Here is a 13,541-nt window from a genome sequence, read left to right as displayed (position 1 = left end):
CCGCGGAGATTCCCGGTAGCGTGCGGCCATGATCGACGCACGCCTCGCGATACCCGGCGACGCCCCCGAGCTGGTGCGGTTGCGCCGGCTGATGTTCCACGCGATGAAGGGCGTCGACGAGCCCGGCGAGTGGGAGGCGACGGCCGAGCGGCTGCTCCGCGCCCAGTTGGCCGGGCAGGGCGCGGTGCTGGGCGCGTTCGTCGTGGACGGCGACCCCGGCGACGGCGGGCCGCATCTGGCCGCGTGCGCGGTCGGCACCATGGAGCAGCGGCTGCCTGCGCCGGGGCATCCGACGGGCCGGTTCGGCTTCATCTTCACCGTGTCCACCGACGAGCGGTACCGGGGCCGGGGTTACGCGCGGGCGACGACGGAACGGCTGCTGGAGTGGCTGGCCGGGCACGGCGTCTCGCGGGTCGACCTGCACGCCTTTCCCGACGCCGAGCACATGTACCGCAGCATGGGCTTCGCGGAGCACTCGACCGCGCTGTCGCTCGACGTCCGCCTGATCTAGGCCCTGTCCGGGCGATCAGGGTCGGATAGGCCGCGGCGTCTGGCGCGGTGCATCGCAAGGCGCCGGAATGCCCGCAGACTGGTTCGTCTGTGGGCTTTTCGGCAACGCCGCGAGGTGCCGCCCGCCGCGCCAGCGGCTGATGTCACCGCGGCGTCGCGGACCCGGCCATGATCGCCCGGACAGGGCCTAGGGGGATGGTTCGGCGATCAGGGCCGTGCCGACGCGGCGGAAGCCCAGCCTGGCGTAGATGCGGGCGACGTCCTCGTCCCCGGCGGACAGGAAGACCGTGCGCAGGCCGTGCGCCAGGGCGTCCTCGACGAGGGCGGCGGTGACGGCGTAGGCGAGGCCGCGGCGGCGGGCGGCGGGGAGGGTGCCGATGCCGACGATCTCGCAGACCTCGCCGACGGGGTTGTACTGGCCCGCGCACAGCGCCGTCGTGCCGTCGACGGCGGCGGCGAAGACGGTGAGCCCGGCGTCGATGCGGGCGGTGGCCCGCTCGACGGCGGCGGGGTCGGCGTGCAGCGGCACCAGGGCGGTGAGGCTGTTGGTGCCGGCGGTGCCTATGTGGGTGCCGGGGTCGGCAAAGGCCAGGTGGGGGACGGTGAGGGCGGTGGGCAGCGCGGGGTCGGCGGACGTCAGGATGCGTACGGACAGGCCTTCGGACAGCACCGACGAGGCGGGCGGCCCCGGTTCGGCGGCGGCCGGGTCCAGGACCATCAGGGGGTGCGCGTGGACGGCCAGGCCGGCCTCCTCGGCCGCCGCGCGCAGCGTGGGCGCGGTCTCGTCGACCCACTCGAAGGCCTCCGGCACGCCGAGTTGGCGCTGCCGGGCGCGCACCCGCGCCACGTCGGCCGCGCTGACCGGGCCGGGGTGGCCTAGCGCGGGGCGCGCGTAGAAGGGCCAGCCCGCGCCGTTGCGCACGAAGAGGGTGAGCGGCCCGTGGTCCTCGGTGCGCGCACCGGCCCGGGGCACGGCGTCGTAGAAGCCCTCCAGCTGTTCGAGCACGCTCATACGGCCACGCCCAGGCCTTCGAGGACGACGGCGCCGGGCAGTCCGGCCAGGGCCTTGCCGGGTACGAGGAGCTTGCCGCGCCGACGGCCGCTGCCGATGACGACGTACGGGGAGTCGGCGACGGCCGCGTCGATGAGCAGCGGCCAGCCGGGCGGCAGGCCGATGGGGGTGATGCCGCCGTACTCCATGCCGGACTCGCCCACCGCGGTGTCCATCGGGGCGAAGGAGGCCTTGCGGGCGCCGAGGTGGCGGCGGACCAGGCCGTTGACGTCGGCGCGGGTGGTGGCGAGCACGACGCAGGCGGCGAGGGTGACGTCCTGGCCGCGCTTGCCGGCGACGACCACGCAGTTGGCGGACTGCTCCATCGTCACGCCGTAGGTCTCGGCCCAGACCGCGGTGTCGGCCTTGTCGGGATCGCTGTCGACATGGATCAGCTGCTCGGCCGGCACCTCGCCCTGCCAGGCCGCGAGCGCGGCGGCGACGGGCGGGGCGAGCAGGTCGAGGACGTCCGCCGCGGGGCGGGCCTCGTCGAAGTTTCCTATGGGCGCGGTCATATGAAGCACGCTAGGCCCTGTCGTCAAAATCCCGCCTGTCCCGCGACGCCGCAGTGACATCAGCCGCTGGCGCGGCGGGCGGTGCCTCGCTGCGTTGTCGAATCGCCCGAGTAGCCCACTACGAGGGCGAATCTCCGCCTTGCGATGCACCACGCCAGACGCCGCGGGACCCGCCCTCCGGGCAGCCGGCGCCATTTTGACGACAGGGCCTAGCCCAGCCGCTCCGCGCCTTCCGCATCCGATTCCAGGGCGGCCGCCAGCGCGATGAGCTGCTGCGCCGTCGCCCCGTCGGGGATCGGCACCGGCGGGGGCGTGCGCAGCGGCGGCTGCCAGCCGGCGACGGGGTCCCAGCGGCGTACGACGCGGGCGGGGGCGCCGGCGACGACGCAGTGGTCGGGGATCTCGCCCCGTACGACGGCGCCGGCCGCGACCACGACGTTGCGGCCGAGCCGGGCGCCCGGGAGGATCACCGCGCCGGCGCCGAGCCAGCTTCCGGAGCCGATCTCCACGGGGGCGGAGCGCGGCCACTGGCGGCCGACGGGCTGATCGGGGTCGTCGTAGGAGTGGTTGTCGCTGGTGACGTAGACATAGGGGCCGCAGAAGACGTCGTCGCCGAAGACGACGGGCCGCGAGGCGATCACATGGCTGCCGCGGCCCAGGACGACACCGTTGCCGAGCCGCAGGACCGGGTCGGGGCCGAGGTCGAGGCCGGGCATCATGCCGGCGGTGAGGGTGACCTGCTCGCCGATGATGCAGTGGTCGCCCAGGTGGATCCAGGGCTCGCCGAAGACGGTGCCCTGGGGGAAGGCGAGGCGGGTGCCGGTGCCTATTCGGCCGAAGCGCAGCGGTCCCGGGCGCTCGGCGGTCACGGCGCCGGCGGACTGCACCCAGCGCCACCCGAGGTGGACCGCGCGGGAGGCGGCGCGGCGACGCCAGGCCCCCAGGGAAGAGAACAGGTTCTCGTTTTTCGGCACATGTTCACCGTACCGCGCAGGCGTATCGCCCAGCCGTTCCGCACCCGCCACCGGATGACCACGGCGGTGACGCTACGGTGCTCCACGGCACACCGTAGGCGACGAGAGCGAGGCGGGAACCTCATGGGCGAGCGGACGGGCGCGTTGGTGGCGGGCGTGGCGGGACACCGGCCGGAGCTGGATCCGGAGGCGTACACGGCGCCGACGTCAGTGGTCCTGGGCAATGTGCGGATGGGGGCCGGATCGAGTGTCTGGTACCACGCGGTGCTGCGCGGCGACTGCGAGTCGATCACCCTCGGCGCCGGCAGCAACGTCCAGGACAACTGCAGCGTGCACGCCGACCTCGGCTTCCCCGTGGTCCTCGGCGAGCGGGTCACCGTCGGCCACAACGCGGTCCTGCACGGCTGCGTGATCGAGGACGACGTCCTGGTCGGCATGGGCTCCACCGTCCTCAACGGCGCCCACATCGGCACGGGCTCCCTGATCGCCGCCAACGCCCTGGTCCCGCAGGGCATGCAGGTGCCCCCGGGGTCCCTGGTGGCCGGGATGCCGGCCAAGGTGCGGCGCGAACTGACCACCGAGGAGCGGGACCTGATCCGGCTCAACGCAGACCACTACGTGCTGCTGGCGACGGCGCACCGCGATGCCTTCGCGGACGGCCAGAGCCTTGAAACCTGAGCCTCAGTCGGCGGTGGCCGCCGCGGGCTCGGACTCGGACTCCGCCCCGGACCGCATGGCGGCCTTCGCCCGACGCCGTACGAGCAGGAAGGAGCCGGCGCCGAACAGCACGGCCACGAGCAGGCCGAGCCAGGAGAAACGCTTGAGCCATGGTTCGGCCACCACGCCGACGTAGTAGATGACCGCCGTGGTGCCACCCGCCCAGCCGATGCCGCCGAGCACATTGGCGGTGAGGAACTTCCAGTACGGCATCCGCAGCACGCCCGCCAGCGGTCCGGCGAAGATCCGCAGCAGCGCGACGAAGCGGCCGAAGAACACCGCCCACATGCCCCAGCGCTCGAAGGAGGCCTCGGCGGTGGCGACATGGCCGGGCGAGAAGTGCTTGGGGAAGCGGCGGCCGAGCTTTTCGAGCAGTGGCCGCCCGCCGCGGCGGCCGATCGCGTAGCCGATGGAGTCGCCGACGATGGCCCCGGCGGTGGCGCAGGCGCCGACGATCCAGGGGTTGACGTGCCCCTGGGAGGACAGGAGGGCCGAGCTGACCAGGATGATCTCACCAGGCAGCGGGATACCGAGGCTCTCCAGGCCGATCACCAGCCCGACCAGCAGATAGACGCTGATCGGCGGGATGGTCCCAAGCCACTCCTGGACGTGCAAGGCCGCTTCCTCCCCGAAGGCGCTGGGTGTTACGGCAGCCTAGCTCAGGAGTTGGGACGCAGCGTCCAGACGATGATCATCTCGCCGGTGACGGCACCGTCCTCGCGCGTGATCGTCACGTTGACGGGGAACTCGGGGCGCTCCCCCGCGTCCAGCTCGGCGACGACGTCCGCGGCCGGGCGGCCGAGCTCGGCGGTGGCGGTGACCGGGCCCATGGCGAGCTTGCGGTACCCGATCTCGGCCTTCACGGCGAGCGGCACAGCGCGTGACAGCTGGTCGCCGAAGGCGCTGAGGACGATGGCGCCGCTGGCGGACTCGGCGAGGGTGAACATGGCTCCGGCATGCGGGCCGCCGACGTGGTTGTGGAAGTCGGGCTGGTCGGGCAGCCGGACCACGGCGCGCTCGGGGGTGGTCTCCGCGAACTCCAGATTGAGGGTGCGGACCATGGGCACGGTGGCCGCCATCACTTCGCCCGTCGAGGGCAGTGTCTTGGACATGGGCCGGATGTTACCAGCAAGTAATGAAGAGTGGGAGGGCGGCGCGGAGGGCTGCCCGGAGGACTGCGAGGAAGGCTGTCAGGAAGGCCGTCACCTGCCCGGAAAGTCGCTTGGCATTCGCACCCGCCCACCGCCATAGTCCACCCGGTGACCTCCCGCCCCGCACCCTCCCCCCACCCGCGCCTGCCCGCCTGGGCCGGGCGGAACTTCCAGCTGCTGACCGCCTCGGCCCTCATCTCCGGCCTCGGCTCCTCGGGCGTGACCATCGCCTCCGCCTTCGCCGTCCTGCAGGCGGGCGGCAGCGGAACGGACATCGGGCTCGTCGCGGCGTCCCGGACACTGCCGCTCGTGGTCTTCCTGCTCATCGGCGGCGCGCTCGCCGACCGGCTGCCCCGGCACCACGTCATGGTCGGCGCCAACCTCCTCAACGCCGCCTCGCAGGCGGCCTTCGCCGCCCTGGTGCTCTCCGGGTCCGCCGCCGTCTGGCAGATGGCGGCGCTGTCGGCCGTCGGCGGCACCGCGCAGGCCTTCTTCTACCCCGCCAACGAGGGCATGGTCATGGCGACGGTGGACCGTGAGCACGCCGGGCGCGCCTTCACCGTCTACCGGATGGGGGTGAACGGCGCGAACATCGGCGGCGCCGGTCTCGCCGGAGCCCTCATCGCCGTGTTCGGCCCCGGCTGGGTCCTCGCCATCGACGCGACCTCCTTCGCGCTGGCCGCGCTGCTGCGCGCCTTCCTGCGCATCGGCGACCTGGCCCGTCCCGAGCGGGGCGACGGCCTGCTGCGCGACCTGCGCGACGGCTGGCGGGAGTTCGCGTCGCGGCGCTGGCTCTGGGCCATCGTGGTGCAGTTCTCGGTGGTCAACGCGGTCACCGCCGCCGCCCTGGCGGTCTACGGTCCGCTCGTCGCCGACACGCACCTCGGCGGCGCCGGCCCCTGGGGCATCGCCCTGGCCGCCTCCGGGCTCGGCACGGTCGCCGGCGGCTTCCTGATGCTGCGCTGGCGGCCCCGCCGGATCCTGCTGGCCGGCACCCTCTGCATCTTCCCCCAGGTCCTCCCGCTGCTCGCCCTCGCGGCCGCCGCACCGGCCCCGCTGGTCATCGCCGTGATGCTGGTCGAGGGGGTGGCCATGGAGGTCTTCGGGGTCACCTGGATGCTCGCCCTGCACCAGGAGATCCCCGAGGACAAGCTCTCCCGCGTCGTCGCCTACGACATCTTCGGCTCCGTCTCCCTCGTCCCCGTCGGCACCGCCCTCGCGGGCCCCGCCGCCGACGCCTTCGGTGTCTCCTACGCCCTGCTGGGCTGCGCGGGACTGACGGTCCTGCTGACGGGCGCCGTCCTGTTCGCCCCGGAAGTACGCGGGCTCACGCGTACGAAGGCACCCGCCGCCGTGCCTCAGCCCACGCTGAACGCGCCGTCCGGCGGCTCCGGCGACGGCACCGCCGCCGTGTCGTAGACCGGTCGCGCCCCGGCGGCGAACCGTTCCAGCGCGCTGCCGTGCATCACCCGCGCCGGGAACGCGTCCGCCGCCACCCGGCGCGCCAGGTGATACAGCGGCAGCTCATGGCGGGCGGCCACCAGCACCGTGTTCCCGAAACGCCGCCCGCGCAGCACGCCCGGCTCGGCGATGACGCACACCTGCCCGAAGACGCCCCGCACCGTGGCGATCTGCGAGCGCAGGAAGTCGAACGGCGCGGCGTCCGCCAGATTCGCCAGATACAGCCCCTGTGGCCGCACGACCCGGCCGGCCTCCCGCAGGAACTCCGCCGACGTCAGATGCGCCGGCACCCGCGCTCCCCCGAACACATCCGCCACCAGCACATCCGCGCTCCCGTCCGGCGCCCCCTCCAGCCACGCCCGGGCGTCCTGCGTGTGCACCGCGATCCCGTCCGCCGCGCCGTCCAGCGGCAGATACTCCGCCACCAGTGCCGCCAGCCCCCGGTCCCCCTCCACCACGTGCTGCCGCGACCCCGGCCGGGTCGCCGCGACATAGCGCGGCAGCGACAGCGCCCCGCCGCCCAGGTGCACCGCCTCCAGCGGCGCCCCGGCCGGCCCGGCCGCGTCCAGCGCGTGCGCGAGGCGGCGCGTGTACTCGAACTCCAGATACGCCGGCTCGTCCAGGTCCACGTACGACTGCGGCGCCCCGTCCACCGTCAGCAGCCACGCCCGGGGCCGGTCGACGTCCGGCAGCAGCTTGGCCGTGCCGAAGTCGACGGTGCGCGTGACGGGTATCGGATCGGGGAGGTCCACCGCGCCATTGTCGCGCAGCGGCCCCGCCCCTTGAGGCGGGACCGCCGGCACGGCTCTCCCCTACTCGGCCAGCGCGGTCACCGTGCCCGCGCCGACCGTACGGCCGCCCTCGCGGATCGCGAAGCCGAGCCCCGCTTCGAGCGGCACCGCCCGCCCGAGCTCCACCGTCATCTCGACGGTGTCGCCGGGCAGCGCGATCCCGCCCTCCCCGAGGTCCACGTCCCCGACCACGTCGGCGGTACGAATGTAGAACTGCGGCCGGTACCCGGTGGCGACCGGCGTGCGCCGCCCACCCTCCGCCGCCGGCAGGACGTACACCCGCGCCCGGAACCGCTGACGGGGCGTCATACTGCCCGGGGCCGCGACCACATGGCCCCGGGCCACCGCGTCACGCTGCACCCCGCGCAGCAGCAGCGCCACATTGTCCCCGGCCTGCGCCTCCGACATCCGCTTGCCGAAGGTCTCCACACCGGTGACCACGGTCTCCACGTCCGCGCCGAGCACCTCCACCCGGTCGCCGACCCGCACCGTGCCGCGCTCGACGGCGCCGGTGACCACCGTCCCCCGGCCGGTGATCGTGAACACGTTCTCCACCGACAGCAGGAACGGCGCCTGTGTGTACCGCACCGGCACCGGCACGAACGTGTCCACCGCGTCCAGCAGCGCCTCGATCGCCCCCGTCCACCGGGTGTCCCCCTCCAGCGCCCGCAGCCCCGACACCCGCACCACGGGCAGCCGGTCCCCCGGATACCCCTGCGCGGACAGCAGCTCCCGCACCTCCAGCTCGACGAGGTCGGTGAGCTCCGGGTCGCCCGCGTCGGCCTTGTTGAGGGCCACCACGATGTGCTCCACGCCCACCTGGCGGGCCAGCAGCACATGCTCGGCGGTCTGCGGCATGACCCCGTCCAGCGCGGACACGACGAGGATCGCCCCGTCGAGCTGCGCCGCCCCGGTGATCATGTTCTTGACGTAGTCGGCGTGCCCCGGCATGTCGACATGCGCGTAGTGCCGGGTGTCCGTCTCGTACTCCACGTGCGCGATCGTGATCGTGATCCCGCGCGCCGCCTCCTCCGGGGCCTTGTCGATCCGGTCGAACGGCACGAAGGTGCCCCCGGTGCCGCGCTCGGCCAGAACCTTGGTGATGGCGGCCGTCAGGGTGGTCTTCCCGTGGTCGACATGGCCCATGGTGCCGATGTTCAGGTGCGGCTTCGTGCGCGCGTACTCCTGCTTGGACATGCTGCGTTCCTCGATACCTCGATACGAGATTCCCTGCGGGACCCCTGGGCCGGACCGACCCTCCCCCTGCGGGGTCCGCCGGAATGTCCGGGGAGGGTCAGCGTCGGGCGCCGTCGAAGAATGCGGCCAGGGCAGCCTTCAGCGCGTCCGCGACTGCGGACGAATCTGTGAGGAAGGCGTACCGGAACATGTGGACGATGATCGGCTACGGGCCCGCGTCCCGTCGAACGGTTTTCAGCGCGGCTTTCAGCGCGGCGCGTGCTTCAGCGCTTCGCGCACCGACAGCGGCGACAGCCGGTCCCGCGCCGAGTCGACGAACGCGTAGACCGCGTCCGGATCGGTGTACGCGTACTCCCGCAGCGCCCAGCCGATGGCCTTGCGGATGAAGAAGTCCGGGTGCGCGGCCTGCCGGAGGCAGTAGCCGAAGAGCCGGTCGGGGTCGGTGGCGGACTTGTAGCCGAGCTGGTGCAGGAGGGCGGTGCGGGCGACCCAGAGGTCGTCGTCGTCGATCCAGCGGTCCATCAGGGCCGGGAGCGCGGGGTCAGCGGCGACCAGGGGGCCGACGACGTGGGCGGCGAGCTGGTCGACGGTGTCCCACCAGGACTGGGTGGTGATCAGGTGGCGGGCGGTGGGGAGGAAGCCCGAGGTACAGCTCCTGGCGACGTGGCGGCGCAGGTAGTCGACGGCGAAGTAGCGGTATTCGCGCTCGGGCAGGGCCCAGCAGCGCAGGGCGATCGCCGTGCAGTCGGCCTGGTCGGGCCGGGGCGTGCCGGCCAGCACCTCGCGGGAGAGCTTGCGGCGGTCGGGGGTCATGATGCCGAGGAAGGGGAAGGCGCCGCGCATGTACGCGGCCGCCGAGGCGGCTCGCTGCGGGTCGGCGGCGGCTGCGTACGCGCGGGTCAGGCGCGGCAGCACGGTGTCGGCGAGGGCGCTGGCGGGCGGGGTCGGGGCCATGCGGACACCGTAGGGGGCTAGGGCCTGTCTTGTGGATCTCCGTGGCGTCGCGTGCCCTGGCACCAGCGCTCGCCGCGTTGTCGTCGGTCGACAACGTCCCCCAGCTAGACGCTGGGAGGTGCCCCCACCGCGTTGCCTCCCTCCTCCGCCTTGCGATCACAGGCGCCGCAGTGACACCAGCCGCTGGCGCGGCGGGCCGCTCCTTCCCCACGGAGATCCACAAGACAGGCCCTGGGCCGTGACGGCCGCGTAGCAGGTCGGCAACAGGGTCGCCGGAAGACACCGGACGCACACCGGACGGACAGCCTCCTCGGCTACGCTCCTGCGGATGCTCGATACCGCTGCCCCTCCCGTCCCCGTCACGGTGCCCGCCGCCGTGCGCGCGACGCGTGCGCTGCTGTCGCCGTGGGCACGGCTGGCCCTGCTGGTCGCGCTGCTGGTTGGCGCGGGGGCGTCGGTGCTGGTCTGGGAGCCGCAGCGGCTCCTGGCGCACGGGTGGCCGGTACAGGTGACGGGCACGATGGCGGTGCTGCTGTTCGGGGCGGCGTACGGACTGTGCTCGGTGGCGTTCGTGCCGAGGCCGCTGCTCAATGCGGTGGCCGGTGCGCTGTTCGGGGCGCAGGCGGGGCTTTGGGCGGCGATGGCGGGCACGGTGCTGGGGGCCGGGCTGTCGTTCGGGCTGGGGCGGGTGCTGGGCCGGGACGCGCTGCGGCCGCTGCTGCGGGGGCGGTTGCTGCTGTCGCTGGACCGGCAGCTGAGCCGGCACGGTTTCCGGAGCATGCTGGCGATGCGGCTGTTCCCCGGGGTTCCGTTCGCCGCCGCCAACTACAGCGCGGCCGTGTCGGAGATGCGTCTTGGCCCCTTCCTGCTGGCCACGGCCCTGGGCAGCGTCCCGAACACGGCCGCGTACGTCATCGCGGGCAGCCACGCCTCGTCCCCGACGTCGCCGGCGTTCCTGCTGGCCATGGGCTTCATCGCGGTGACGGGTCTGGCCGCCGTGGTCGTCGCCTGGCGACGGCGCCGACCGCGCAGTCAGTGACAGCGAAGTCAGTGACTGCCCAGCGCCTGCCAGAGTGCTACGGCGAGAGCGCAGAAGCCGGTGAGCGCGGCGATGCTGGGGAGCGGCCAGCGGCCGTGTTCGAGGTGGCTGACGCGGGTTTCGAGTTCGTCGACGCCCTTCTCCAGGTGTTCGCCGCGGTGCGCCAGCAGGGCGAACCGGCCGTCCATGCGGGTGAAGCCGACATCGAGGCTGCGGCGCAGCTCCGTTAATTCCGCGGTGATGGTGGCGTGTTCGGGCTCCGTCATGGCCAGGCTCCGGGCTTCTGCTCCGTGGTGCGGACGCCAGGGGGCGGTGCCGTCCGCCCGCCGTGGGGGAGGCACGACGGGCGGACGGCCGTCGGGGCGGTCTCGGGTCCGCCCCGACCACTCAGCGGCACGCTCAGTGAACCGCGTCCGCGCGGGCCGGGTAAGCGTGTGCGACGCACGGAGTTGGGTGTGCGAAACACACCCCGTGCGAACAGGGGGAGGGCTACGATGCCGGGCACCGTGCTACACCTGGCCACATCAGGGGGGCGGCCATGGAACCCAACATCCTGCTCGACGCGCTGCTGTCGGAATCCGGCCTGTCGCACGCCGGTCTCGCGGCCCGGGTCAACGCGGCGGGACAGGCCAAAGGGTTGACGCTCAGTTACGACCGTACCGCCGTCACCCGCTGGATCGGCGGCCAGCGGCCGCGCGGCCGGGTCCCCGATCTGCTCTGCGAGGTGCTCGGCCGCGAAGTGCGGCGCCCCCTCGCACTCGGCGACATCGGGATGCGCTCCCCCGGCGCCCTCCCGGTCACCCCGGCCGGGATCCCGCTGTCGGGCTTCATGGACGCGGCCACCGCGCTGTGGCGCTCCGACGAGAAGCGCCGCCCCGCCGTGCGCAACGCCTCGCCCCTGACCGGCACCGATGCCGTCATGCCGGTGTGGGAGTGGGAGAACCCGCCCGAGGACACCGATGTCTCGCGCGGCGGCCGCGACCAGGTCGGCATGGCCGACGTGGCGATGCTGCGCGCCGCCCGTACGCACTTCGAGGGCCTCTACCGCAGTGCCGGCGGGGTCGCCACCCGCGACCGCGTCACCGGTTTCCTCACCGCCGAGGCCGCCCCCATGCTGCGCGGCCGCTACAGCGACGCCGTCGGCCGCCACCTGTGCCGCGCCGTCGGCGGCCTGGTCGGCATCGCCGGCATCTGCGCGTACGACGCGGACGCGTACGGCCTGGCCCAGCGCTACTTCCACCAGGCCCTGCGCCTGGCCAAGGCCTCCGGCGACCGGCGCCTGGGCGCCTGCGTCGTCGGGATGCTGGTCTACCAGTCGCTCTGGCTGCGCGACCACCGCCAGGCCGTCGCCTTCGCCGAGGCCGCGCTGCGCACCGCGGGTTCGCAGATCACCCCGGCGCTGGCCGCCGACCTGTACGCGATGCAGGCCAAGGCGTACGGACACCTGGGCGATCCGTCCGGAGTCGCCCGCTGCGCACGGCTGGCCGTGGCTGCGGAGGGACGTATACGCGCCGACGAGGAGCCGTCGGAGACCGGCTACGTCCAACCGGGCCTGGTCGATGTGCAGTTGGCGGAGGCGTATCTCAGCATCGGCGCCCTGGCCCCCGCCCACGAGCACGCCCACCGCGCCGCCGCACTGCCCGCCCACCCGCGCGGGCGCGTGCACCGGCTCGCGGTGCTGGTCCATGTGGAACTGCGCCGCGGGCAGGCCGAGCACGCCTCCGAACTGGCGGCGGCCATGGTCGAACAGGGGCGCGGCATGGAGTCTCAGCGACTCCGTGACCGTTTCCGGTCCGTACGGCACCATCTGGCCGCATATGACGGGGCCATATCCGCACAGGCCGTCGAACTCCTGGACGAGGCTCTGCGCGTCCCGCTGTGACCTTTCCCGCGGCCTCCGCCCGGGCATCCGCCGTGTTGCGATGTCAGCAGCGAAGCGGCGGAAGGCGGCGGCACCATGCGTTGGAAGAATCTCGGGGAGCACACCGTGTACGAGAACCGATGGTTCCGGGTGAACCTCGCCGACGTCGAACTGCCCGACGGCAGCCACCTGGACCACTACCTCATCCGGCTGCGCCCGGTCGCCGTCGCCACCGCCGTCAACCCCGACAACGAGGTCCTCCTCCTGTGGCGGCACCGCTTCATCACCGACAGCTGGGGCTGGGAACTCCCCGCCGGCGTCGTCGAGGACGGCGAGCCCATCCCCGCCGCCGCCGCCCGCGAAATGCTGGAGGAGACCGGCTGGCGCCCCGGCCCCTTACGCCACCTCTTCACCCTCGAACCCTCCAACGGCCTCACCGACGCCACCCACCACGTCTACTGGGCCGACGAGGCGCACTACGTGGGCCACCCCGAGGACGACTTCGAGTCCGACCGCCGCGAATGGGTGCCCCTCAAAGCCGTCCCCGACCTGGTCGCGCGCGGCGACGTCCCCGCCGCCAACATGGCCGCCGCGCTGCTGATGCTGCACAACGTACGGCTCGGCTAGGGGGTGTCCGGGCGGTGTCGTCCGTCAGGTCGCTCAGTTCTTCGGCCAGTCCTCGAAGGGGATCCGGGAGATCTCCAGGATGTCCCCCATCGTCCCCCACTCGTCCTTCCCCAGCCTCGTCAGCGGCCGCAGCTTCCGTACATCCGGATGCCCGTCCACCAGCACCGCGTCCGACACCGCCGCGTACACAACCCGTCCGAACACCACCGTCGAGTCCCCCAGCAGCACCGTGCTGTGCAGCTCGCACTCCAGCGCCACCGGCGACGCCGCCACCCTCGGCGGCTTCACCAGCCGACTCGGCTCCCGCGCGATCCCGACCGCGTCGAACTCGCTCACCCCGTGCGGAAAGTCCGTCCCCGTGGCATTGACCTGCTCGAACAGATGCTCCGGCGCCAGATTGACCACGAACTGGCCGGTGGCCTCGATATTGCGCAGCGAATCCTTTCGCCCGACCGAGGTGAACTGCACCACCGGCGGGCTGACACACGCCACGGAGAAGAAGGAGTGCGGGGCAAGGTTTGCACCAAATGGGGCTACCGCCGAGACCGTGGAGACCCAGGCAATGGGCCTGGGCACCACCACCGAGGTCAGGAGCCGGTAGAACGCAGCCCGTTCCATGGTCTGTGGGTCGAAGTCGATGCGCATGACGGCCAGTATGCCGTCGATCGACCGCACACCATGGCAGCAGGTCAA

16 protein-coding genes are annotated in these 13,541 nt (G+C 73.0%); 6 read left to right on the top strand and 10 right to left on the bottom strand.

Annotated features, from left to right (window positions below):
• Positions 1-28: 28 nt before the first annotated feature.
• On the top strand, positions 29-511 hold the full coding sequence (locus tag OG607_RS43155) for a GNAT family N-acetyltransferase (RefSeq protein WP_405735602.1): 483 nt from the start codon (positions 29-31) through the stop codon (positions 509-511).
• A 186-nt stretch (positions 512-697) separates the two neighbouring features.
• Here the strand turns inward: OG607_RS43155 and OG607_RS43150 are convergent, their stop codons facing one another.
• The 3 genes from OG607_RS43150 to OG607_RS43140 all read right to left on the bottom strand — a co-directional run bounded on the left by OG607_RS43150 (position 698) and on the right by OG607_RS43140 (position 3,050).
• A complete protein-coding gene (locus OG607_RS43150; protein ID WP_405735600.1) occupies positions 698-1,522 on the bottom strand; it encodes a GNAT family N-acetyltransferase in 825 nt (274 codons plus the stop codon).
• Positions 1,519-2,076: a YbaK/EbsC family protein gene (locus tag OG607_RS43145; RefSeq protein ID WP_405735598.1), complete on the bottom strand. Its 558-nt coding sequence runs from the start codon at positions 2,074-2,076 to the stop codon at positions 1,519-1,521. Before OG607_RS43145 ends, OG607_RS43150 begins: the two co-directional genes overlap by 4 nt.
• Positions 2,077-2,285: 209 nt before the next feature.
• Positions 2,286-3,050 (bottom strand): acyltransferase, encoded by a 765-nt coding sequence (locus OG607_RS43140; RefSeq protein ID WP_405735595.1) that lies wholly within the window; start codon positions 3,048-3,050, stop codon positions 2,286-2,288.
• A gap of 123 nt (positions 3,051-3,173) precedes the next feature.
• Here OG607_RS43140 and OG607_RS43135 point away from each other — a divergent pair, with 123 nt between their 5' ends.
• Positions 3,174-3,728 (top strand): gamma carbonic anhydrase family protein, encoded by a 555-nt coding sequence (locus OG607_RS43135; RefSeq protein ID WP_405735593.1) that lies wholly within the window; start codon positions 3,174-3,176, stop codon positions 3,726-3,728.
• A gap of 3 nt (positions 3,729-3,731) precedes the next feature.
• Here OG607_RS43135 and OG607_RS43130 read toward each other — a convergent pair whose 3' ends face one another.
• On the bottom strand, positions 3,732-4,382 hold the full coding sequence (locus tag OG607_RS43130) for a DedA family protein (protein WP_405735590.1): 651 nt from the start codon (positions 4,380-4,382) through the stop codon (positions 3,732-3,734).
• 44 nt (positions 4,383-4,426) lie between these two features.
• A complete protein-coding gene (locus OG607_RS43125) occupies positions 4,427-4,879 on the bottom strand; it encodes a DUF4442 domain-containing protein (protein ID WP_405735587.1) in 453 nt (150 codons plus the stop codon).
• Between the two features lie 147 nt (positions 4,880-5,026).
• Here OG607_RS43125 and OG607_RS43120 point away from each other — a divergent pair, with 147 nt between their 5' ends.
• A complete protein-coding gene (locus tag OG607_RS43120) occupies positions 5,027-6,337 on the top strand; it encodes an MFS transporter (protein ID WP_405735585.1) in 1,311 nt (436 codons plus the stop codon).
• On the opposite strand, the gene OG607_RS43115 is transcribed toward OG607_RS43120, so the two are convergent.
• The 3 genes from OG607_RS43115 to OG607_RS43105 form a co-directional block, all read right to left on the bottom strand.
• Complete coding sequence (locus OG607_RS43115) at positions 6,277-7,131, bottom strand: spermidine synthase (RefSeq protein ID WP_405735583.1); 855 nt, start codon at positions 7,129-7,131, stop codon at positions 6,277-6,279. The two genes, OG607_RS43120 and OG607_RS43115, sit on opposite strands and share 61 nt — an antisense overlap.
• A gap of 60 nt (positions 7,132-7,191) precedes the next feature.
• Complete coding sequence (tuf, locus tag OG607_RS43110; RefSeq protein WP_405735581.1) at positions 7,192-8,367, bottom strand: elongation factor Tu; 1,176 nt, start codon at positions 8,365-8,367, stop codon at positions 7,192-7,194.
• Between the two features lie 246 nt (positions 8,368-8,613).
• A complete protein-coding gene (locus OG607_RS43105; RefSeq protein WP_405735579.1) occupies positions 8,614-9,321 on the bottom strand; it encodes a DNA alkylation repair protein in 708 nt (235 codons plus the stop codon).
• A 328-nt stretch (positions 9,322-9,649) separates the two neighbouring features.
• Between OG607_RS43105 and OG607_RS43100 the strand changes: the two genes are divergently transcribed.
• On the top strand, positions 9,650-10,360 hold the full coding sequence (locus tag OG607_RS43100) for a TVP38/TMEM64 family protein (RefSeq protein WP_405735577.1): 711 nt from the start codon (positions 9,650-9,652) through the stop codon (positions 10,358-10,360).
• Positions 10,361-10,368: 8 nt separating this feature from the next.
• Here OG607_RS43100 and OG607_RS43095 read toward each other — a convergent pair whose 3' ends face one another.
• A complete protein-coding gene (locus OG607_RS43095) occupies positions 10,369-10,626 on the bottom strand; it encodes a hypothetical protein (protein ID WP_329321055.1) in 258 nt (85 codons plus the stop codon).
• Positions 10,627-10,898: 272 nt separating this feature from the next.
• On the opposite strand from OG607_RS43095, the gene OG607_RS43090 reads away from it, so the two are divergent.
• Both OG607_RS43090 and OG607_RS43085 read left to right on the top strand, forming a co-directional pair.
• The gene (locus OG607_RS43090) at positions 10,899-12,242 is read left to right on the top strand and encodes a transcriptional regulator (RefSeq protein ID WP_405735575.1); all 1,344 of its coding nucleotides are present in this window, start codon (positions 10,899-10,901) and stop codon (positions 12,240-12,242) included.
• A 75-nt stretch (positions 12,243-12,317) separates the two neighbouring features.
• Positions 12,318-12,848, top strand: coding sequence for an NUDIX hydrolase (locus OG607_RS43085; protein ID WP_405735573.1), 531 nt, complete (start codon positions 12,318-12,320; stop codon positions 12,846-12,848).
• Positions 12,849-12,881: 33 nt separating this feature from the next.
• On the opposite strand, the gene OG607_RS43080 is transcribed toward OG607_RS43085, so the two are convergent.
• Positions 12,882-13,493 (bottom strand): flavin reductase family protein, encoded by a 612-nt coding sequence (locus OG607_RS43080; RefSeq protein WP_405735571.1) that lies wholly within the window; start codon positions 13,491-13,493, stop codon positions 12,882-12,884.
• Positions 13,494-13,541: the final 48 nt, after the last annotated feature.

This window comes from Streptomyces sp. NBC_01537, from assembly GCF_045040445.1.
GTDB lineage: Bacteria > Actinomycetota > Actinomycetes > Streptomycetales > Streptomycetaceae > Actinacidiphila.
This window is presented reverse-complemented; position numbering and strand designations above follow the sequence as displayed.

Coding starts and splice junctions, on each gene's coding strand:
- OG607_RS43155 (WP_405735602.1), top strand. CDS start 29: ATGATCGACGCACGCCTCGCGATACCCGGCGACGCCCCCGAGCTGGTG.
- OG607_RS43150 (WP_405735600.1), bottom strand. CDS start 1,522: ATGAGCGTGCTCGAACAGCTGGAGGGCTTCTACGACGCCGTGCCCCGG.
- OG607_RS43145 (WP_405735598.1), bottom strand. CDS start 2,076: ATGACCGCGCCCATAGGAAACTTCGACGAGGCCCGCCCCGCGGCGGAC.
- OG607_RS43135 (WP_405735593.1), top strand. CDS start 3,174: ATGGGCGAGCGGACGGGCGCGTTGGTGGCGGGCGTGGCGGGACACCGG.
- OG607_RS43125 (WP_405735587.1), bottom strand. CDS start 4,879: ATGTCCAAGACACTGCCCTCGACGGGCGAAGTGATGGCGGCCACCGTG.
- tuf (WP_405735581.1), bottom strand. CDS start 8,367: ATGTCCAAGCAGGAGTACGCGCGCACGAAGCCGCACCTGAACATCGGC.
- OG607_RS43105 (WP_405735579.1), bottom strand. CDS start 9,321: ATGGCCCCGACCCCGCCCGCCAGCGCCCTCGCCGACACCGTGCTGCCG.
- OG607_RS43100 (WP_405735577.1), top strand. CDS start 9,650: ATGCTCGATACCGCTGCCCCTCCCGTCCCCGTCACGGTGCCCGCCGCC.
- OG607_RS43095 (WP_329321055.1), bottom strand. CDS start 10,626: ATGACGGAGCCCGAACACGCCACCATCACCGCGGAATTAACGGAGCTG.
- OG607_RS43090 (WP_405735575.1), top strand. CDS start 10,899: ATGGAACCCAACATCCTGCTCGACGCGCTGCTGTCGGAATCCGGCCTG.
- OG607_RS43085 (WP_405735573.1), top strand. CDS start 12,318: ATGCGTTGGAAGAATCTCGGGGAGCACACCGTGTACGAGAACCGATGG.
- OG607_RS43080 (WP_405735571.1), bottom strand. CDS start 13,493: ATGCGCATCGACTTCGACCCACAGACCATGGAACGGGCTGCGTTCTAC.